Annotated in this window: 12 protein-coding genes and 1 tRNA gene; 6 read left to right on the top strand and 7 right to left on the bottom strand. The window is 63.2% G+C overall.

The annotated features are described in order from the left end of the window. Positions 1–27: 27 nt before the first annotated feature. The 4 genes from BLW40_RS10285 to BLW40_RS10300 form a co-directional block, all read right to left on the bottom strand. Complete coding sequence (locus BLW40_RS10285) at positions 28–2349, bottom strand: cyclic nucleotide-binding domain-containing protein (protein ID WP_244511129.1); 2322 nt, start codon at positions 2347–2349, stop codon at positions 28–30. Then, positions 2301–5957, bottom strand: a complete 3657-nt coding sequence (locus tag BLW40_RS10290) for a CHAT domain-containing protein (protein WP_074768215.1) — start codon at positions 5955–5957, stop codon at positions 2301–2303. The genes BLW40_RS10285 and BLW40_RS10290 overlap by 49 nt, the downstream gene beginning before the upstream one ends. Before the next feature lie 171 nt (positions 5958–6128). After that, complete coding sequence (locus BLW40_RS10295) at positions 6129–8189, bottom strand: adenylate/guanylate cyclase domain-containing protein (RefSeq protein WP_074768217.1); 2061 nt, start codon at positions 8187–8189, stop codon at positions 6129–6131. A gap of 115 nt (positions 8190–8304) precedes the next feature. Then, the gene (locus BLW40_RS10300) at positions 8305–9252 is read right to left on the bottom strand and encodes a DUF7354 domain-containing protein (protein ID WP_074768219.1); all 948 of its coding nucleotides are present in this window, start codon (positions 9250–9252) and stop codon (positions 8305–8307) included. A gap of 423 nt (positions 9253–9675) precedes the next feature. On the opposite strand from BLW40_RS10300, the gene BLW40_RS10305 reads away from it, so the two are divergent. After that, entirely contained in the window at positions 9676–11751 is a 2076-nt protein-coding gene (locus BLW40_RS10305; RefSeq protein WP_074768221.1) for a methyl-accepting chemotaxis protein, read from the top strand. Positions 11752–11807: 56 nt separating this feature from the next. Here BLW40_RS10305 and BLW40_RS10310 read toward each other — a convergent pair whose 3' ends face one another. Genes BLW40_RS10310 through BLW40_RS10320 form a run of 3 tightly spaced genes read right to left on the bottom strand, consistent with a single transcriptional unit; the run spans position 11808 to position 14627 of the window. Beyond that, entirely contained in the window at positions 11808–12401 is a 594-nt protein-coding gene (locus tag BLW40_RS10310; protein WP_074768223.1) for an anaerobic ribonucleoside-triphosphate reductase activating protein, read from the bottom strand. Then, a complete protein-coding gene (nrdD, locus tag BLW40_RS10315; RefSeq protein WP_074768225.1) occupies positions 12394–12582 on the bottom strand; it encodes an anaerobic ribonucleoside-triphosphate reductase in 189 nt (62 codons plus the stop codon). The genes BLW40_RS10310 and nrdD overlap by 8 nt, the downstream gene beginning before the upstream one ends. A gap of 17 nt (positions 12583–12599) precedes the next feature. Then, a complete protein-coding gene (locus BLW40_RS10320; RefSeq protein WP_074768227.1) occupies positions 12600–14627 on the bottom strand; it encodes a ribonucleoside triphosphate reductase in 2028 nt (675 codons plus the stop codon). 327 nt (positions 14628–14954) lie between these two features. On the opposite strand from BLW40_RS10320, the gene BLW40_RS10325 reads away from it, so the two are divergent. The 5 genes from BLW40_RS10325 to lon all read left to right on the top strand — a co-directional run bounded on the left by BLW40_RS10325 (position 14955) and on the right by lon (position 21319). Beyond that, positions 14955–15039: transfer RNA gene (locus tag BLW40_RS10325), tRNA-Leu, on the top strand. Positions 15040–15150: 111 nt separating this feature from the next. Further along, a complete protein-coding gene (gene tig, locus BLW40_RS10330) occupies positions 15151–16569 on the top strand; it encodes a trigger factor (RefSeq protein WP_074768229.1) in 1419 nt (472 codons plus the stop codon). Between the two features lie 102 nt (positions 16570–16671). Continuing rightward, a complete protein-coding gene (gene clpP / locus BLW40_RS10335) occupies positions 16672–17316 on the top strand; it encodes an ATP-dependent Clp endopeptidase proteolytic subunit ClpP (protein WP_074768232.1) in 645 nt (214 codons plus the stop codon). Between the two features lie 145 nt (positions 17317–17461). After that, the gene (gene clpX, locus BLW40_RS10340; RefSeq protein WP_074768234.1) at positions 17462–18727 is read left to right on the top strand and encodes an ATP-dependent Clp protease ATP-binding subunit ClpX; all 1266 of its coding nucleotides are present in this window, start codon (positions 17462–17464) and stop codon (positions 18725–18727) included. Between the two features lie 177 nt (positions 18728–18904). Continuing rightward, complete coding sequence (lon, locus tag BLW40_RS10345; RefSeq protein ID WP_074768236.1) at positions 18905–21319, top strand: endopeptidase La; 2415 nt, start codon at positions 18905–18907, stop codon at positions 21317–21319. Positions 21320–21334 lie beyond the last annotated feature (15 nt).

Consider the following 21334-nt stretch of genomic DNA (forward strand, 5'->3'; position numbering starts at 1 on the left):
TCGCGGTGGCGAAAAAGGCGGACGAGTTCAGGAGACCCCCTCGGCAAACAGGGAAAAGGTACGCATCCGCCGCTGATGTAGCTCCAGCAGCTTCCACCGCGCCACAGGAATCTCGCGCACCAACGCCCCCGGCACCGACAGAAGTTCGCTGGCCCCCTCGGCGGTCAGCCGCCCGAGAGACGGCTGACCGAACAAAATCTCGGATTCATTGAACGGCTCGCCCGGTCCGGCCCGCTCGATCAATCCGCCGCCGTCACCATGCCGGAGCAGCGCCCCGCCACGGATCAGATACAAGCTGTCGCTTCCGTGCGGCGCGAACGGCTCGCCATCGCCGAGAGAGAGGAAAGCCGACGCCTCGGACAGGCGGACCTGAGTCAAATTCGACAGGCCCTCGCCGAACAGCCAGGTGTGGGTGAAGAAATCGCGCAACTCGGCCAGTCGGGTGATTCGCCGGGTCATCTGGTTGCGCTCGACGAACGTGCGATAGAGCGCCACCGGAATGCGGAGCGCCCGGACGAAACTGAGGGCGCGGAACGTCTCCCGCGATGGGCTGCCGGACAGGGCGTAGGATTCTCCGACCATCGCCCCGGCCGACAGAATCGCGTTGCCGTCGCTTTCGGCCTCGATCACCTCGACCAGCCCGGTCAATACCAGATGGATCGCCTCGCAGGAGGCTCCCTCGCGCAGCAAAATGGTTTCCGGATTGATCGTGACCACCGGATGATTGAGCAGGCTGAGGATCTGATGCTCGGGCACACCGGGGAAGTAGGCGAGCAGCGTGTCGCGGGCAACGCTGGGGCGGGATTCGGGGTGCGAGGGGATCAGGACATCGACGGTACCGAACGGCGCGCCCGACCCGATCCGTTTTTGGGCGCGGGTCAGCGGCAGCGCGGTATGGGCCAACACAATCTTGCCCGAGCGATCCTCGCTGAAATCCTCGGCCGAGCCATGGATCAGCCCGCCCCCGATATCGAGCTTCTTGATGTCGGCGGGGATCAGGTAATCGGCGCGGACCTGCTCGAACAGAGCGCTGCTGATGCCGTGGTGAGTCTCGTCGTCATCGACCATCTGCCCCAGCACGTCGAGCGAGACGATATCGGCCAGATGGGCATAGGTGCGATAGGCGTCTTCCCATGGGGTGCGGAAATGGAACACCGAGGTCTCAACCGGATGAGGCGAGAATAGCGGCAGCACCTCAAGCCCCTCGATCGCGTTCCACGTCCCCAGGGTCAGGTCGCAGACCTCGAAATAGTCGCCGAACGACGCCTCATCGACCCCGGTCAAGGCCGCCAGCTTCTTCGCCACCGAGGCCCGCACCGGCGGCACCGCGAAATATTTGATGCGGTGATCGGCGCGAAACAGGGTGGTCAGTCCGCAGAAATGGTCGTCATGGCAATGGGTATGGAAAATTCCCGCGACTTCCTGAACCCCGATCCCCAGCGCCTGGAGCGAGGCGTGGATGTTGGGACCGGCATCGATCAGATAGACCTTGCCCTGGACCATCATAATCGTTGAAATCGCGGCGCGTTCGGCGTCCCAGCCATCCCCCTCGCCGGAATGGACAATGGTGAAATAGCCGCGTTCGAGATCGTGGTAACCGAGGTGATAGGGGGTCTGATAGGTCCGCCCGCAGCCGAGATTGAGATCGACCGTGACCGTCTCGCCCTGATAGGCGAATTCGAACACGTTCAACTCGATCCGCCGCACCGTCACTCCGCCCGCCAGTTCGGACGCCCCCTCGCCGACGACGCAGGTCTCGACCAAATCGCGGGGCGGACGGATCGCGCCAAAGGCAAAGCGGAGCTTCATCCGCATCCATTCCTGGGCGATATCGGGAGCCACCCCGGCCTCGACCATCTCCTCGACCGACAACAGGCCGTAATTGCCCCGCATCACATAATCGAGCTGGGCATCGACCTGCTGGGCCGAGCCGATGATCAGCGGCTTGCGACCGCGACAATTGGGATGACCGGGAAGAATCATCCCCTGGCGGTACAGCATCTGAAGAATCGGGAATTCGGACAGATTGCAGAACGCCCCGTTCTGAAGCGAGACGTCGGAGAGCAGGATTGCGTTGGGTCCGGTCTCGAACGAAACCCCGCTTTGCTCGGTCTCGACGATCAGGCCGCGCTTGATCAGATGCTTGACGCTGTCGGCGGGACAGCCGCACAGCACCCGCAGATCGGCCTCGGGCACCTCGACCCAACTGATACCGGGCGACACCGCCACCAGACGCATCCGCCCCCCGGGAGAGGCGGCGACCGGGGACCGCGAGAGAGGCTCCGGCCGTCCGATCTGCATCAGCCACCGACCATGAAGAAGGCGGACCAGATGTAGGGCGTGCTCCATTGGGGCGTTCTGAGCATTTCCAACTGAGCCTCGCGCAATGCGTCATGTGGACTCTTGCCCGCCAGCAAGCGTTTGTAAAGAGCCGCCATCAGGGTCTGGGTTCCGGCATCGCTGACCTCCCACAGCGAGGACACCACCGACTGAACCCCGGCCTCCTGGAAGGCACGGCGCAGGCCATAAACGCCCTCGCCTTCGTGGATTTCGCCCAAGCCGGTTTCGCAAGCGGACAGGATGGCGAGGCGGGTACCGGTGAGGTCGAGCCCCAGCACTTCAAGCGCGGTCAACACCCCGTCATTGTCGGTGTCGATCTCGCCTAGCACCTGGGCGTTCGAATTGATCCCGGCAAAGGCCAGACCGGCCCGCAGCAACGGATTGTCGCCGGGCGGCGGCACCTGAAAATCGCTGGAGCGCTGGAGCTTGAGCAGGCGCTTGCGCAGGGTGTCGTCGGGTTTCAGGAAAAAGCCGTGGGTGGCGATGTGAAGCACTTCGGGCGGCTGCTCCAGATCGCGCAGGGTCTTTTCCTGGGCGTCGGCGCGGGAATGGATCACCGTCGGCTTGCCTTGGCCCTCGACGGTGCGCTGGATCAACTGGCCTTCCCGCTCGGCTCCCGGCAACGGGTCGAAATGCAGGCCGCGCAGCCCGGACATCCCCCGCACCGACATTTGAAGGTCGGCGGCACCGGCCGAACGCGACCGGGCCTGCTCCAGCACGTCCCGCCCGACCACCGCCTCGGTGTTGTAATCGGGACCGGCATTGATCAGATAGCCCTTCGTTGTCCCGATTGGGCTGGGCAGCAAATCCCGGCTGGACGTCAGCAGGTGCAGATCGACCGATTCGATCAGATATTTGCGGTTCTTCTGCACCAGGGCGCTGAACGGCAGGATGTTGAGGATTCCGTCCGGCACCACGTAAACCTGCCGGCGCCCCCCCAACGCCGCCTCGAGCGGTTGCCACACCACACGGGTCACCGCCTCGCCCGCATCGAGCAGGTCGTCGATCTCGACCTCCTCGTCCTGGATCACGGTGCGGTACTTGGTCACCGCCGCCTCGATCACAGCGGGATCGTCGAACCGGACCAAAGCAAAGACCGGCCGGTCGCCCTCCTTGCGCAGCACCGCCGCCGCCAGCTTCTGCCGTCCGTCGTCTCCATAGATCACATAATCGACCAGCACCGCTTCGGGCGGCAACGCCTTGATCAGATCGTCGAGCGACAGCGCCGCGACCGAGCGGCGGAAACGCTGGCTGGCCCGACCCAGCGTCCCTTGAAGCTCGTTGACGCGATCCTCCAACCCGTTGACGATTTCGACATGATTGTCGCGGGTTTCCGCCGTCGGGCCGGACAGGGTCAGTGCCGCCAGCCGCTTGCGGACTTCGGTCAGTTCGACGGCCAGACGGTTAAGCTCGGGATCGCGGGCCAGTCGCGCGATCTGCTGGCTTTCCGACGCGATCTTCAGCAGCACCCCTTTGCGGTTGAGGCTGGCCTCCAGCAATGCCCGCGCGGCGGCGGCATCGTTCTGCCGGGCCAGCAAGGCGACATAGGCCGAATATTCCGGGGCATGCAGGCGGACATAGCCCTCGCGCGCATTGTCGCCGGTCACCGGCAACACCCGGTCAAAGAATTCGGTGCGACGTTGGAAGGTCAGGCGACGGGTTTCGAACGCTGCCGCAGTCTCGCCCCGCTCCTCCTGCACGGCCGCCAGACTGTTCAACGTCTCGAAGGTATAGGGATGGCTGGCTCCCAGCACTGCCTCGTCGCCCTCCAGGGTCTTCTTCAACAGCGCCTCGGCCTGGGGTAGCCGTTTGGTGGTCCGATACAGCGCGGCCAGATCGTGCATCGAGCGCAGGGTATCGAGATGGCGTTCGCCCAGTGTGGCGCGCCGCGCCGCCAGGGCCTTGTCGAAACTGGCCTCGGCCTCTTTCAGCTTGCCTTGGGCGTGGAGGGCGCGAGCCAGATTGTTCAACGCCTTCAAAGTATTCTGGTGACGAGGACCATAGGCCTTGGCCCAGGATTCATAAACCTCGCGGAACATCGCCGCCGCCCGGTCCGGCTCGCCCTTTAACATATAGAGATAGGCGAGGTTGTTGGTGCTGGCGATGGTGTCGGGATGCTTCGGCCCGATCGTGCGGGCAAACACCGCGATCACGCCCTGATAAAGCGGCTCGGCCTTGTCGAACAATCCCTGGCTCTCATAAAGCAGGGCCAGATTGTTCATCGTCGTCATCGTCGCCGGGTGGTTCTCGCCAAAGGCCCGGCGACTGGACTCGAGCGCGGTGCGCAATACCGGCTCGGCACGGTCGTAACGCCCTTCCTTTTCCAAGATTTCGCCCAGATTGTTGACCGCGACCACGGTGGCGGGATGGTCGTCGCCCAACGCCTTGCGATAGCGCTGCAACGCCTCGTCGAACTGCTTTTCCGCTTCGAGCAGATGGCCCTGACGGCGCAGCACGCTGGCCAGCGACGACAACGCCGCCAAGGTCGAGGGATGGGACGGCCCCAGCCGCGCCGTCTGGGCGTCAAGCACCTCGCGGGCCGTCGCCAGGGCGACGCCATCCTCGCCGAGATCGACCAGAACGTCGGCAAGGTCGCCCTTTGCCGCCAGCACACTCTCTTGGTCTCCGGCGGCGGCGGCATCGCGGATCACGCTGTCCTGCGCCGATCTAGCCTCAGCCAGCCGTCCCTGACGGTGATAGGTCAAGGCAGCCTGAAGCCGGGTCGCCAGCGCCTGACGGTCCGACACGGGAAGAGCCGCCGCCTGAATCGCAATCGCCCGCTCGAGCAAAGCGGCGGCGGGAGCGTACTCGCCCAGCCGATACTTCACCGCCCCTTGCAGAGCCAGACAGCGGGCGAAATCGGGATGGACCTCGCCGAACGTCGCGGCGGCGGCGGCGCAGACCGCGTCAAGCCCGGCCCCGGCCTCGCGGCCTTTGCCCTGATCGAGCCGGGCGTTGGCCAGCGCAAAGGCCAGTGCCAGCGTCTGCGGATGGCCCGCCCCGAACGCCCCGGTCGCGTCCGCCACCGCCTCGGCCAGACGTGCCGACGCTGCCTCCAGCCGACCCTGATCGCGATAAAGGCGAGACAGCGCCAGCGACAGCTTCAGCGTCTCGGGATGCCCGGCCCCCAGCGCCGCTCGTGACAACGCGATCGCCTGACGGTACGAGGCTTCGGCGGCATCGACATCGCCGCCCAGATGCTGCAACGCCGCCAGATCGCTATAGCTGATGATGGTGGCGAAATGTCCGTCGCCCAGATTGTCGTGAGCCAACGACACGGCCTGCCGCGCCGAGTCCAGCGCCTTGGCCAGATCGCCCCCACCGGCGGCAAGGATTGATTGCTGGTGGACCCGGTTCCACAGCGCCGCCGCCCGCTGTTTGGCCGCCGGAACCGCCGAAGCCTCCACCTGCTTCTCGGTGACCCAGGGGGGATACACCTCGCGCAGGCGGGAAATCTCGCTGTCCAGTCGGGCGACATCGGCGGCGCGTCCGGCGGCGAAGGCCTGAGCGGCCTCGGCGATCGCCTCGTCGATGCTCACAGCCCCGGCCGGAGCGGCCCACAGAAAAGACGCCAGGGCGAGGATTCCCAATGCCGAACCGATCGAACCACGCTGCATCACGGACCTTCCCTTTCCGGTCTTATACCATGTCTCGGCGATCCCAACCGATCACCGAGGCCCTCAAACGGCGGGCGGGTTTCTCCGAAACCCTTGCCTTCCGCGCCACGAGCCGCGCGGCCCCTTGGGCCTAACCAAATCCCAGTGAGGTCAACTCTCTGGGATTTGGTCTTACTTTTCCTTGTGGGTATAAACCCCGTCCCAGCCCTCGCCGGGCGGACTGTCGATGAAATGGGCGATGCGGTCGAGGTGGATGCGATAGATCAGCCGCCCCGGCTCCAGTGCCGCCAGACTCTCGAAGGCCGCCTCCGCCGCCTCCCACCTTCCGGCGCGGTACAGCGCCAGCGCCTCGTGATGACGAGCCAAACGCTCGTGGGTTTCATCGTCGATATCGTCCTCGAAGCCGAGCGGCTCGAACAGACGAACCGGCGTGTCCTTGCCCTTGACCCGGACCAGATCGATCTCGCGGCTGACCAGACCGGGCACCGCATTCTGGGTGTATTCGGTCACCATCAGATCGACGCCATATTGCTTGGTCAGGCTCTCGACCCGCGACCCCAGATTGACCGCGTCACCCAGCACGGTATAGGCCATGCGGAAATCCGATCCCATGTTGCCGACATTCATCGTCCCGGTGTTGAGACCGATCCCGACCTTGATCGGCTTCCAGCCGCGAGCGACGAAATCGTCGCGCAATTCCTCCATTTTCCGCACCATCGCCAGCGCCGCCTCGACAGCGTGGCGGGCATGGTCGGAATCGTGCAGTGGCGCGCCCCAGAACGCCATGATCGCGTCGCCCATATATTTGTCGATCGTGCCGCGATGCTCGTGGATCACCCGGGTCATCGGGCTGAGGAAGGCGTTCATCAGCATCGTCAGATCCTGCGGCGACAGCCCTTCCGAAATGGTGGTGAAGCCGCGCACGTCGGAGAACAGCACCGTCATTTCGCGGCTTTCGCCGCCGATTTCGACGTTAAGGCCGCTCCGATTCATCTCGGCGACCAATTCAGGCGGGATATATTGCCCGAAGGTGCGGGCGATCCGCTGCTTTTGCGCCCGCTCGACCATGTACTGGCGGAACTCGATCAGCAAATAGCTGAAAATGATCGCCAGCACGACATAGGAGACCGGTAGCACCAGCCCGTGGCGGACATACAGCACGGTGGCAAGGGCGATATAGCCCAGCCCCAGCCCCAGCACGCACAGCCCGCGCCCGAGCGGCCGGGTCAACAGCAGCGACAGCGAGATCATCGCCAGCAACAGCGACACCGGAACGATCGCGGCGGTTTCGGGCGACACCGCCCGCAATTGACCGCCATTGAGGATGGTGCTGAGGGTATCGGCGATGATCTCGACCCCATAGACCATCCCGACCGGGGTATCGAACCAGTCGTGCGAGACTTCTGAGGTGTCGCCGACCAGGACGATCCGGTCCTTGACCCAGGCTTCGAGCTCGGCCCGCTCGGACTCGTCAAGGCCAGAAATATCAAGGAATTCCAGCGCGCTGATCCCCGCCGACTGGCTGAGAAAGCGGATTCCGGTCGGCAGCGGCGGAAAGTCGATCAGTAGATTGTTGCGATGGTCGAGCGGTACCCGCAACGTCCCCAGCGTCAGCGCCCCATTCTCCAGCCGGGGCTCGACCCCCAGATACATCGCCGCCGCCGCCACCGCAAACGGCCAGCCGCCGCGCTCTGCGGTCAGTTCGGGATGAATGGTCAGCCGCGACAGGGTGGTGACCAGCCGAGAGGTCGATTGGATGTTGGTATAGGCGCTGACCGAAGCCTGGTCGAGCAGCGCGGTCGGACGGTTGATCCCGACGAAGCGGCCGTCGCGGAACTCGGCCTGGGCGACCAACAAGGTGTTGCCCGCCTCGTCCAGCGCCTTGGCCAGGATTGGATCCTCGCCATAGGAGCTGGGAAAGTCCATCAACATATCGACCGCGATCACCCGCGCGCCCAGCGCTTTCAGATTGGTGACGATCGCGGCGATGTCGCTGCGGCGGAGCGGAAAGCTTTTATAGGATTTGAAGAAGGCTTCGTCGGTGTTGACCAGAACGATATCGTGCGACAGAACCTGCCCCCGCCCCTCGCCATAGGCCAGCCTTAGCTGGTGACGGAAAGACAGAGTCTGGTCTTCGAGCAGGGCAAACCATTCATGATATTGGGCGGGGATGGCGAGCAGGAAAAACAGCGCCGTCAGGATAATATCGTACCGCCGCGCAAGTCCGCCCATCGTGGTTCTCCGCCCCCGAAACCGACACTCCGGATTATGGTAACCCGAGAGGTCTCTTCACCCCAGTGAAGAAAAAGCGCCCGCCGACGGATCGACGGCGGACGCCTTAGCGGGGTCAGTTGGCCGGGAGACGGTCGTTGTAAACCTGAGCCTCGCGCTGCTTCAGATCGACCAGCTTCAGTTCGTTATAGGCCCGGATCAACAACGGCCGCATCTCGTTGTCGTCCTTGTTCTCATCGAAATATTTGCGGTAGAGGTCCATCGCCGCGACGATCACGCCCTTCTCATCCAATTGGTTGGCGACGGAGAAATCGTCCTTGGGATTGATGGCGCGGATGTGGGCGATCTGGTCGGCCAGCACCTTGTCCTCGGCCGAGGACAGCCAGACGATCCCGCCATCCTTGTCGGATTCGGCGACCTTTTGCGCCCCCTCCAACACCGCCACCGAGAAGACATGGTGGCCGGGGGCGAGATCGGGAACGCGGAAGCGGACCATCTCGTCCCCGGTCCCGGCGACGGGATGGGCGACGCCGTCGATGGTGGCGACATAGCTGAACTGGCGGCCAAAGCTCTGCCACGCCAGCTCGGGATAGGTGGCGCTCAGGGTCACCTGCTGCACCACCCGCAATTTGATCGCCTGGGGATCTTTCTGGACGCTGCGGCGAACAGTGGTATAGCGCTGGGCCTCGGCGAAGCGGTTGCCAAGTCCGGCGACAAGATCGCCCGAAGCCGCCTCGGGGGCCGACAATCGGCCCGCCACCGCCTTCAACGCCGATCCGGCCACTTCGATCTGGCTGTTGGCGGCAATGGTCTGGGCGGTATTGGTCGCCTGATCGACCAGCTTGGCCGACCCGTCCGCCCCGGTGCGGATGATATCGCCCGCGAACAGGTATTTATTGCGGGTCACCGGTTTCCAGGTCGCTCCGTCTCGGCTGTGCTCGACCGTCCCGGCCACCTGCATCAGCAGCGATACCGGCGGGTCGGCGGCGAACAGCGTCACCGGCAGACAAGCCAGAGCAATACCAAACGCCAAACACAGGGTTACGAATAGTCTGGTCTTCATCTAACCCTCCATGAACCCCTTATCGCCAATACTACCACACCCCTCAGCGCGGTATAATCGGGCGCAAACACTAGGCCCCAAAACAATACCATCACGGGAGAACCCCTAATTCTCCATTCTTCCCGCCAAACGGGTGGTTCTAAAGCGGGGGGGAGAACCGCGCGGATGGAACCATTTTGTTCGACCGAACGTAACGATGGCGCCGCGGCATCATTGCGCCAGGGTTGCTCCTCCCCCCGTATTCGGACCGTTCCGGAATCGACTTTTTATCTCTTTTGGCTTAACCTTCATGACTAAAGAAATGTTCGCAGGCCATATCTAAATAACTATCCGTGTGGTTTGCAAAAATCCGGAAATGGGATCGCGCACCGAACCAAACTCAGGATGCGGTTCCATTTACAAAAATCTAGAGCGAGGCTGACCGTGAATAATCAAGACACCCAACACGGTATTTCGATCCGGATCAGGATTCTCGTTCCAATCATTCTGGTGATCGCCGTCGGTTTCTCCCTGATCGTCGGGTTTTCGTCGATCCAGTCTTTTGGCGACGCCAAGACCGGAGCAACGACGCTGATACAGCAATCCGCCTTGGCCGAATCCAATCTGATCCGTCAAATGGTGGAGAGGGGCCAGACCGCGGCCCGCACCAATGCCTCATGGATGGCCCGGACAAATCCAAAGAGCTATGATCGTGCCACCATCGGCGGCGATCTGTTGCGCCAGATCGAACACAATCCGGGCTTTACCGGCATTTACGTCGGATTCGAGGCGAATTTCGACGGTCGTGACGCCGAAAATGCCGGTGGGATCTGGGGCGATGCGAGCGGCCGCTATCTGGTTTACGCCTATCGCAAGGATGGTGCGCCAACCGTCGAAATCGCCCCGCTGACCAGCGATCCGGCCGAGGAATTCTGGTACAATACGCCGCTGCGCGAGAAGCGCGACACCGTCACCCCGCCCTTTTTTTATGAAATCAGCGGGCAGAAGACTCTGATGATAACGGTCGCGTCGCCGATCCTCGTCGGGACCAAGGCGGTCGGGGTTGCAACGGTCGATCTGGCGTTGAAGCAGGTTCAGGCCGACGTGGCCGCGCTCAAGCCGATGGGCAGCGGCTATGCCGCGCTGATCTCGCACGACGGCCAATGGGTGGCCAATCCCGACCCCTCACTGTTGGGCAAACCGGTCGATACCGAGGCGGTGAAGGCCGCTCTGGTCGCCGCGCGCAACGGCAAGGCCGCCGACTTCACGCTGACCGGCCCGGCGGGTGAGGAGATGATGGCGGTGCTGGTGCCGATCCGTTTCGGCCAGGCCCCCGAGGTATGGAACTTCCTGATTGCGGTCCCCGAATCCGCGGTTCTGGCCGAAGCCCGGGCAACCCGAACCAAGCTTCTTGCCGTCGGAACCCTGGTTCTGTTGTTGGCGGCGGCGATCGCGGTGCTGATCGGCAACGGCATCGTCAAGCCGATCAAAGCGATGACAGGATCCATGACCCGTTTGGCCAAGGGCGATCTCAACATCGAGATCGCCGGAGGTGATCGCGGCGACGAAATCGGGGCAATGGCCCATGCGGTCCAGGTCTTCAAGGACAATGCCGTCGCGATGGCCGAGATGCAGCGCCGCAATGCCGAAATGGAGCAGCATTCGACGGCAGAGCAGCGGCGTCTGCTGCTCGACACCGCCACGCGGTTTGAGACCGAGGTCGCCGGTGTGGTCCGGTCGGTCGGAGACGGTGCCCGGGCGATGCGGGGAACGGCGCAGTCGATGTCTTCGACGGCGGATCAGGTTTCGTCGAGCGCCAATCTCGTCGCGGTGGCGGCGGGCGAAGCGTCGAGCAATGTCCAGACGGTCGCCGCCGCCAGCGAAGAACTGGCTGCCTCAATCCGCGAAATCAGCCGTCAGGTCGCGGATTCCGCGCGCGTCTCCCAGGAAGCGGTCGATCAGGTCGATCACAACCGCAACACCATCGCCCATCTGACCGAGGCGGCGAACCGGATCGGCGAGGTCGTCACCCTGATCAACGATATCGCCTCGCAAACCAACTTGCTGGCCTTGAACGCGACGATCGAAGCGGCTCGCGCCGGCGACGCGGGCAAGGGCTTCGCCGTCGTCGCTGGCGAGGTCAAACAACTCGCCAACCAGACGGCGCGGGCGACCGAAGAGATCAGCAGCCAGATCAACGCGGTCCAGAACACCACCCGCGAAGCGGTCGAAGCGATCAACAACGTCGCGAAGACGATCGATACCATCAACTCGATTTCGTCGCAGATCGCTTCGGCGGTCGAGGAACAATCGGCCGCGACCCAGGAGATCACCCGCAGCGTGCAGCAGGCCGCCAACGGCACCGCCACGGTTTCCAGTTCGATCGCAGGCGTCAATGACGGGGCCCGGCGCAACGGAAGCGAGGCGGTTCAGGTCCTGAACGCCGCCGAACACCTAGCCGAGGATATCAACTCGCTGACCGGCAAGGTTGAATCCTTCCTCGGCCGCATCCGGGCCTAAGCCCCGAGTCTGGATGCAACCGGACCTGAAGCCGTCTGGCTCCAGGTCCGGCTGTGTCATCGTCCCGGCCGGTAGGGCTGAATCCGGGGTGGTTCGGCTCCCAAAGCGGCCAGATCGGCGCCCAAACGCATGAGCGCCCCGTCGTCGGCCCAGGCGGGATCGACGGTGATGCGGATATCGCGGGGCGTTCCCGCCGCCAGCAGCCGGATCAGACTGTCTTTCGCCTTCTCGCCGCTGCCGGTCATCCCAGTCAGACGGTCATAATCGGCGAACGGGGCCTTGACGTCGAACCCAACCCAATCGACCAGGGGCAACACCCGTTCCAGCCGGTCGGGAAACGGTCCGGCGGTATGCAGGCCGATCTTAAAGCCCAACTCCCGCACGGCGGCGATTGCCTCGGGCAGAGCCGGTTGAAGGGTCGGCTCGCCGCCCGAAAACACCACGCCGTCGAGCAGGCCGCGCCGCGTGTCGAGAAACGCCGCCGCCTCGTCCCAGGTCAGCGCCGCCGGGGCGGTCGCGCAGAGCAGATGGGTATTGTGGCAATAGGGACAACGCCAGGGGCACCCCTGGCAGAACAGGGTCGCCACCAGCTCGCCCGGCCAGTCGCAAGTGGACAGCCGGGCCAGCCCGCCGAGGCGGAGATCAGTCAAGGGCGCACTGTGCTTCCGAGAAATAGAGGCGGTCGGCGAACTCGCCCTTCTTGCCTTTGTTGAACGAGGCGAGCGGGCGGTGATAGCCCATCACCCGGGTCCAGATTTCGCAGGGCTGGCGCTCGTCGTCGCGCAGATCGAGGGCGGCGTCGCGGACGGTGGTGGTCGGAATGTGATTCATCAAGCGATCCTTTCGGGTCAGGAGGCAGAGGTGCACGAGCGCTTACGAGCGATCAATTCCTCGTCGCATTTCGGGCAGAATTTGTGTTCGCCGGCGATATAGCCGTGCTTGGGGCAGATCGAGAAGGTGGGGGTGACGGTGACGTAGGGCAGCCGGAAATTCTCCAACGCACGCCTCACCAGCTTCTTGCAGGCGTCGGCCGAGGAAATCCGCTCGCCCATATAAAGGTGCAACACGGTGCCGCCGGTATATTTGCGCTGCAACTCGTCCTGACGCTCCAGCGCCTCGAACGGATCGTCGGTGAAGCCGACCGGAAGCTGGCTCGAATTGGTGTAATAGGGCTGGTCCGGCGTTCCGGCCTGGAGAATGTCGGGATAGCGCTTGCGGTCTTCGCGGGCGAAGCGATAGGTGGTGCCTTCGGCCGGAGTCGCCTCCAGATTATAAAGGTGTCCGGTCTCTTCCTGGATCGCGACGATCCGGGCGCGGACATGGTCGAGGAAGCGCACCGCGAAGGCATGGCCCCAGGGGGTCGAGATATCCTCGTGGTCGGCGGAAAAGTTGCGGATCAACTCGTTGATGCCGTTGACGCCGATCGTCGAGAAATGGTTCCGCAGCGTGCCGAGATAGCGCCTGGTATAGGGGAACAGGCCATCGTCCATGTGACGCTGGATCACCTTGCGCTTGATCTCGAGGCTGTTGCGGGCGATCTCCAGCAGCCGGTCGAGCCGGGCGAACAGCCCCTCCTCGTCGCCGCGATGGGTAAAGCCCAACCGGGCGCAATTGATCGTTACCACGCCGACCGATCCGGTCTGTTCGGCGCTGCCGAACAAGCCGTTGCCGCGCTTCAGCAACTCGGTCAGGTCAAGCTGGAGACGGCAGCACATCGAGCGGATCATGTGCGGCTTCAGTTCGGAATTCAGGAAGTTCTGGAAGTACGGCAGCCCGTATTTCGCGGTCATCTCGAACAGACGACCGGCATTTTCTGACTCCCACGGGAAGTCGGGGGTGATGTTGTAGGTCGGGATCGGGAAGGTGAACACCCGGCCCAGCGCGTCGCCCTTGGTCATCACCTCCATATAGGCGCGGTTGATCATGTCCATCTCGACCTGAAGATCGCCGTAGGTGAACGGCATCTCGACGCCGCCGATCACCGGAGCCTGCTCCTTCAAATCCTCGGGGCAGGTCCAGTCGAAAGTCAGGTTGGTGAACGGAGTCTGGGTGCCCCAGCGCGACGGGACGTTGAGGTTGTAGACCAGTTCCTGGATGCACTGACGGACGTCTTCGTAAGACAGCGAATCGGCGCGGATGAACGCGGCCATATAGGTGTCGAACGAACTGAACGCCTGGGCACCGGCCCACTCGTTCTGAAGGGTGCCAAGGAAGTTGACGATCTGGCCGACCGCGCTCGACATATGCTTGGGCGGACCGGCCTCGACCTTGCCGGGAACGCCGTTCAGCCCCTCGGTCAGCAGGGTCCTGAGCGACCATCCGGCGCAATAGCCCGCCAGCATGTCGAGATCGTGGATATGGATATCGCCATCGCGGTGGGCGGTGCCGATCTCGGGCGGATAGACGTGCGACAGCCAGTAATTGGCCACCACTTTCCCCGAAACATTGAGGATCAGACCACCCAGGGAATAGCCCTGGTTGGCGTTGGCGTTGACCCGCCAGTCGGCGCGGTCGAGATACTCGTTGATCGAGGATTCGACATCGACGACGGTCTTTCTATCCTTACGCAGCCGCGCCCGCTGCTCACGATAGACGATATAGGCGCGCGCGGTGGCGAAGTGGTTGGCCGAGATCAGCACCTGCTCGACCACGTCTTGAAGCTGCTCGATCTGGGGCGCCTGATCGACAAAGCGATGTTCGATCACCTTGGCGGCCTGGATCGTCAGCAGATAGGCCTCGGTGGGGTCGAAATCGCCGGTCGCCTTACCAGCCCGCTCGATCGCCGAGCGGATTTTGTCGAGATCGAACGGCACTTCAAGCCCGTTGCGCTTGATGACCGAACGTGGCGACACAACGGGAAATGTTGACCCGGACATCAGCGGATTCCTTAGGCAGAACAGGGCGGAAGGGGGGACGAACAACCCCGGCGATCACGGACCCACAACGGTCGGGCGCAGTCGAAAGCCGCGCTGTCATCCTACATGTAGATGATCAACACGGCTTCAACGCTACATAGAGTAGAGCCTGGCCCAGCCGAAAGTCAAGCTCGATTCAGCCCCACGTCCCGGCCGCATGGGCGGGAGGGGGGCTCGGGCTTTTCCCTGTTTCCATGTGAACGAACATGGTATAGACACTGTTTCCCGACGGGGCGGCCCCACGCGCGTGCGGCTGAATCGTGCGTGCGCGGTGGATTATTAACGAATGCGGGCGTGGTGGAACTGGTAGACACACTGGATTTAGGTTCCAGCGGCGCAAGCCATGGGGGTTCAAGTCCCTTCGCCCGCACCAGCGTGCCCCTGATAGCTCCGCAACGGGCGCTCGCCGGACGGGCAGTCGCGACCCGTGATCCGCGCCGGGGCCACCGGATGCAACCCACTCGACTCGATTGGCGAAAGACTGATGCAGGTAACCGAGATCAATTCCGACGGCCTAAGACGTGATTTCAAGGTCGTCGTTCCCGCCTCCCACCTCGACCAGCGGATGCAGGACAAGCTGACCCAGTTGGCCGGCACCATCAGCCTCCCCGGCTTCCGCCCGGGCAAGGTGCCGCTGGCGATTGTCCGCAAGAAATATTCTTCGGCGGTGCTGGGCGAGATTCTGGAAGCCGCCGTCAATGACGCCATCGGCAAGGCGGTCGAGAGCAGCGGCCTGCGTCCGGCCGCCCAGCCCAAGGTCGAAATCACCTCGTTCGCCGAGGGCACCGACCTTGAATTCGACCTCGCCATCGAGGTGATGCCGGAAATCACCCTGGTTGATTTCGCCACCATCAGTCTGGTGCGTGACAAGGCGATCATCGCCGATGCCGAGATCGATACCGTGTTGACCGGAATCGCCGAACGCAACGGCAGCACCGAAACGGTCGAACGCGCCGCCGCCTCTGGCGACGTGGTGGTGATCGACTTCCTCGGCAAGCTGAACGGCGAGCCCTTCCCCGGCGGTGCCGCCGAGCGTTATTCGCTGAAGCTCGGCTCGAACACCTTCATCCCCGGCTTCGAAGACCAGTTGATCGGCCTGTCGGCGGGCGACGCCAAGGTGATCGAGGTCACCTTCCCCGAAGGCTATGGCAACGAATCGCTGTCGGGTCAGCCCGCCACCTTCGACATCACCCTCCACGAAGTCCAGGCGAGCAAGCCGGCCGAGATCAACGACGAGTTGGCCAAGGCCGTCGGGATGGAAAGCCTCGACGCCCTGAAGGACGCGATCCGCGCCGAAGTCGGCCGCGATCTCACCAACGCCTCGCGTCTGAAGGTCAAGCGCGCCCTGCTCGACGCCCTGGCCGCCAGCCACGATTTCCCGGTCCCGGTCTCGATGGTCGAGTCCGAGTTCGAGGCGATCTGGAAGCAGCTTGAGGAAGGCCGCAAGGCCGGTCAGGTCGATCCGGCCGACGAAGGCAAGTCCGACGACGAGTTGAAGACCGAGTACCGCACCCTGTCCGAGCGCCGCGTGCGCCTGGGCCTGCTGCTGGCCGAAGTCGGCCGGGTCAATGAAGTCACCGTGACCCAAGACGACATCAACCGCGCCATCCTCAACGAAGCCCGCGCCTATCCGGGCCAGGAGCATCTGGTTCTTCAGTACTACCAGAAGAACAAGGACGCGATCGAATCGCTGCGCGCTCCGGTCTACGAGGAAAAGGTCGTCGATTTCATCCTCGAGAAGGCGTCGGTCACCGACCGTGAAGTCGCGGCCGAGGATCTCCGCCGCGAGCATGCCGAAGCCGAGGGAACCGCGACCGAGGGAGCCGACGAGGCCGACGAGGCCGAGGGCGATGACAGCCCCAAGCCGAAAAAGCGTGCGCCGCGCAAGAAGTCGGCAGAATAATAAGGCGGGCGGTCGGATCGGAAACGGTCCGGCCGCCTCCCGCCCAAGACAGTTCCGGTCGGACCTTCTCCGACCGGTTCGCGAACCGCAGAAGGATGGACCATGCGCGAGAGAGACCCTATCGACCTCTACATGAATACGCTGGTGCCCATGGTGGTCGAACAGACCAATCGCGGCGAGCGTTCTTACGACATCTACTCGCGCCTGCTGAAGGAACGGATCGTCTTCCTGACCGGTCAGGTTCATGACGAAGTCGCTTGCTTGATCTGCGCGCAGTTCCTGTTCCTCGAATCGGAAAACCCGACCAAGGACATCGCGTTCTACATCAATTCGCCGGGCGGGGTCGTCACCTCGGGCCTCGCGATCTACGACACGATGCAATATATCCGCCCGGCGGTATCGACCGTGTGTATCGGTCAGGCGGCCTCGATGGGCTCGCTGCTGCTGACGGCCGGTGCCAAGGGCAAGCGCTATTCGCTGCCCAATTCGCGGATCATGGTCCACCAGCCCTCGGGCGGGGCCCAGGGTCAGGCGACCGACATTGAAATTCAGGCCCGTGAGATACTTGCGCTCCGCGCCCGCCTCAACAATATCTATGTTGACCACACCGGCCAGCCTTTGGAGGTGATCGAGCGGATTATGGAGCGCGACAAGTTCATGACCGCCGATGAAGCCCGCGAATTCGGCTTGATCGACAATGTCGTTAACAAGCGCTCCGTACCCGAGGGAGACGGCGCCTCCACCTGATCCCACCCCTCCCCTCTCGCGGCCGTGCCGGCCCGCCAGCCCCATCTATCGGGGTAAATGATAGATATTGTCATTGTCTGGTCGGGTCGGCTGCGGCTAACATACGTTTGACGCGGATGCGGGGGGTTGACCCAATGGAGCTTCGATGACCAAGTCCACCAGCGGCGATTCAAAAAGCACTCTGTATTGCTCCTTCTGTGGCAAGAGCCAGCACGAAGTGAGAAAGCTGATCGCCGGGCCCACCGTGTTCATCTGCGACGAATGCGTCGAGCTGTGCATGGACATCATCCGCGAAGAGCACAAGACCCATTTGGTCCGCTCCAGCGACGGTGTGCCGACGCCGAAGGATATTCGTGCCGTCCTCGATGACTATGTCATCGGCCAGGACCACGCCAAAAAGGTGTTGTCCGTCGCCGTTCACAATCACTACAAGCGATTGCAGCACGGCGCCAAGAGCAACGAGGTCGAACTCGCCAAGTCCAACATCCTGCTGATCGGCCCGACCGGTTGCGGCAAGACGTTGCTGGCGCAGACCTTGGCCCGCATCCTCGACGTGCCGTTCACGATGGCCGATGCCACCACCCTGACCGAAGCGGGCTATGTCGGTGAGGATGTCGAAAACATCATCCTCAAGCTGTTGCAGGCGGCGGAATACAATGTCGAGCGCGCCCAGCGCGGCATCGTCTATATCGACGAGGTCGATAAGATCAGCCGCAAGTCCGACAACCCGTCGATCACCCGCGACGTTTCGGGCGAAGGTGTCCAGCAGGCCCTGCTGAAGATCATGGAAGGCACCGTCGCCTCGGTGCCGCCCCAGGGCGGGCGCAAGCATCCGCAGCAGGAATTCCTTCAGGTCGATACCACCAACATCCTGTTCATCTGCGGCGGTGCCTTCGCTGGTCTGGAAAAGATCATCGGCAGCCGGGGCAAGGGCACCTCGATCGGCTTCGGTGCCGAGGTCCGTGGCCCGGACGAGCGCCGTACCGGTGAAATCCTGCGCGAGGTCGAGCCCGAGGATCTGCTGAAATTCGGTCTGATCCCCGAATTCGTCGGTCGTCTGCCGGTCCTGGCGACGCTGGAAGATCTCGACGTCAGTGCCCTGATCGAAATCCTGTCCAAGCCGAAGAACGCCCTGGTCAAGCAGTACCAGCGCCTGTTCGAGATGGAGGACGTTCGTCTCTCCTTCAACGAGGACGCGCTCCGCTCGATCTCGGAAAAGGCGATCCAGCGCAAGACCGGCGCGCGCGGCCTGCGCTCGATCATGGAAAGCATCCTGCTCGACACCATGTTCGACCTGCCCGGCCTCGAAGCCGTCGATGAAGTGGTGGTCAACAAGGAAGTGGTCGAAGGCCGCGCCCAGCCTCTCTACATCTATTCCGAACGGCGCGAGGATGTCGGCACCTCCGCTTAAGACCGATCCGGTGGCGGAAGGAGCGGGGTCGCTCCTTCCCGTCGCGGCGGTCCGAGCAGCAGCCGGTGTCCACCGCCCCTTGACGAGAGCCGATCTCATTACAATCTTTCGTCATAGGTAGTCACATCGCCCCCGTCGGCTCCGCGATGTCTGGAGCCGCAGACCTTACGAGGCAGAATGGTCGAAGCCCCCCATGACGACATCTTCCCGGTCCTTCCGCTCCGGGACATCGTCGTCTTCCCGCACATGATCGTCCCCCTGTTCGTCGGCCGCGATAAATCGGTCCGCGCCCTGGAAGACGTGATGCGCGAGGACAAGCAGATCCTGCTGGTGGCGCAAAAGAACGCCGCCCAGGACGATCCCACCACCGACGACATCTATGCCGTCGGGACCGTCTCGACGGTGCTGCAATTGCTGAAGCTGCCCGACGGAACCGTCAAGGTTCTGGTCGAGGGCGGCCGTCGCGCCCGCATCACCGGCTTTACCGAGAACGAATCGTTCTTCCAGGCCCGCGCCGAATCGATCGGCGAGCGGACCGGCAACCAGCAGGAACTGGAAGCGCTGTCGCGCTCGGTGGTCGCCCAGTTCGAGCAATACATCAAACTCAACAAGAAGATTCCGCCCGAGGTGCTGGTCTCGATCAACCAGATCGAGGACGCGGCCAAGCTGGCCGACACCGTCGCCTCGCACCTCGCGCTCAAGATCGCCGACAAGCAGGAATTGCTTGAGATCGAGGTCGTCTCCGAACGGCTGGAGCGGGTCTATTCCTACATGGAGGGCGAAATCGGCGTCCTTCAGGTGGAAAAGAAAATCCGCAACCGCGTCAAGCGGCAGATGGAGAAGACTCAGCGCGAGTACTATCTCAACGAGCAGCTGAAGGCGATCCAGAAGGAACTGGGCGAGACCGAGGACGGCAAGGACGAAGTCGCCGAGATCGAAGAGCGGATCGCCAAGACCAAGCTGACCCCCGAGGCGCGCGAGAAGGCGCTGGCCGAACTCAAGAAACTGAAGTCGATGAGCCCGATGTCGGCCGAGGCCACCGTCGTGCGCAATTATCTCGACTGGATGCTGACGATTCCGTGGAAGAAGCGCAGCAAGGTCAAGAAGGACGTCGCGCTGGCGGAAAAGGTGCTCAACGCCGACCATTACGGCCTCGAAAAGGTCAAGGAACGCATCCTCGAATATCTTGCCGTGCAGATTCGCACCGACAAGGTTCGCGGCCCGATCCTGTGCCTGGTCGGCCCGCCGGGCGTCGGCAAGACCTCGCTCGGCAAGTCGATCGCCCACGCCACCGGTCGCAATTTCGTCCGGATGAGCTTGGGCGGGGTACGGGACGAAGCCGAGGTTCGCGGCCATCGCCGCACCTATATCGGCTCGATGCCGGGCAAGATCATCCAGGGGATGAAGAAGGCAAAGTCGTCCAACCCGCTGTTCCTGCTCGATGAAATCGACAAGCTGGGCGCGGATTGGCGCGGCGACCCCGCCTCTGCCCTGCTCGAAGTACTCGACCCCGAACAGAATTCCAGCTTCAACGACCATTACCTCGAGGTCGATTACGACCTGTCCGATGTGATGTTCGTTACCACCGCCAACACGATGCGGATGCCGCAGCCGCTGCTTGACCGGATGGAGATCATCCGTCTCTCGGGCTATACCGAGGACGAGAAGGTCGAGATCGCCAAGCGCCACCTGCTCGGCAAGGTGATCAAGGCGGCGGGGCTGCGTCCCGGCGAATGGTCGATCAGCGATGAATCGCTGCGCCACATCGTCCGTTATTACACGCGGGAAGCGGGCGTCCGCAACATGGAGCGCGAACTGGCCAATCTGGCCCGCAAGGCGGTCAAGGAGATCGTCTCGAAGGGCAAGGACAAGGTTGCCATCACGCCCCGCAACCTCGAAAAATATGCTGGCATCCGCCGCTATCATTTCGGCGAGGTCGAGGACACCGATCTGGTCGGCGTCGTCACCGGACTGGCCTGGACCGAGGTCGGCGGCGAATTGCTGACGATTGAAGCGGTCAGCATGCCGGGCAAGGGCACCTTCGCCCATACCGGCAAGCTGGGCGACGTGATGCAGGAATCCGTGCAGGCCGCCCGTTCCTATGTCCGGTCGCGCTCGGTCAGCCTGGGGATCAAGCCGACCGCGTTCGAGAAGCGCGATATCCACGTCCACGTTCCCGAAGGCGCCACCCCCAAGGACGGCCCCTCGGCCGGTGTCGCGATGTGCACCGCGATCGTCTCGGTCCTGACCGGTATCGCGGTTCGCCGTGACGTCGCGATGACCGGCGAAATCACCCTGCGCGGGCGGGTTCTGCCGATCGGCGGACTTAAGGAAAAGCTGTTGGCGGCGCTGCGCGGCGGCATCAAGACGGTGCTGATCCCCAAGGACAATGAAAAGGATCTCGCCGAGATTCCCGACAACGTCAAAAAAGGGATGACGATTCTGCCCGTCGCCACCGCCGACGAGGTGTTGAAGCACGCCTTGGTGCGGATGCCTGCGGCGATCGAGTGGGACGAGACCGACGGCGAGACTCCCGCCAAGGTTGCCGCCGATACTGATAGCGCCGCTGTGGGAGGCGTGCTGACCCATTGAACGAACGATCTGTCT

The organism is Magnetospirillum fulvum, from assembly GCF_900108475.1.
Classification (GTDB): domain Bacteria; phylum Pseudomonadota; class Alphaproteobacteria; order Rhodospirillales; family Magnetospirillaceae; genus Phaeospirillum; species Phaeospirillum fulvum_A.

What these genes read in the sequence shown, in the direction of transcription:
- BLW40_RS10295 (WP_074768217.1), bottom strand. Translation starts at nt 8,189, where the DNA reads ATGGGCGGACTTGCGCGGCGGTACGATATTATCCTGACGGCGCTGTTT.
- BLW40_RS10290 (WP_074768215.1), bottom strand. Translation starts at nt 5,957, where the DNA reads ATGCAGCGTGGTTCGATCGGTTCGGCATTGGGAATCCTCGCCCTGGCG.
- BLW40_RS10300 (WP_074768219.1), bottom strand. Translation starts at nt 9,252, where the DNA reads ATGAAGACCAGACTATTCGTAACCCTGTGTTTGGCGTTTGGTATTGCT.
- BLW40_RS10285 (WP_244511129.1), bottom strand. Translation starts at nt 2,349, where the DNA reads ATGGAGCACGCCCTACATCTGGTCCGCCTTCTTCATGGTCGGTGGCTG.
- tig (WP_074768229.1), top strand. Translation starts at nt 15,151, where the DNA reads ATGCAGGTAACCGAGATCAATTCCGACGGCCTAAGACGTGATTTCAAG.
- clpP (WP_074768232.1), top strand. Translation starts at nt 16,672, where the DNA reads ATGCGCGAGAGAGACCCTATCGACCTCTACATGAATACGCTGGTGCCC.
- lon (WP_074768236.1), top strand. Translation starts at nt 18,905, where the DNA reads ATGGTCGAAGCCCCCCATGACGACATCTTCCCGGTCCTTCCGCTCCGG.
- nrdD (WP_074768225.1), bottom strand. Translation starts at nt 12,582, where the DNA reads ATGAATCACATTCCGACCACCACCGTCCGCGACGCCGCCCTCGATCTG.
- BLW40_RS10320 (WP_074768227.1), bottom strand. Translation starts at nt 14,627, where the DNA reads ATGTCCGGGTCAACATTTCCCGTTGTGTCGCCACGTTCGGTCATCAAG.
- clpX (WP_074768234.1), top strand. Translation starts at nt 17,462, where the DNA reads ATGACCAAGTCCACCAGCGGCGATTCAAAAAGCACTCTGTATTGCTCC.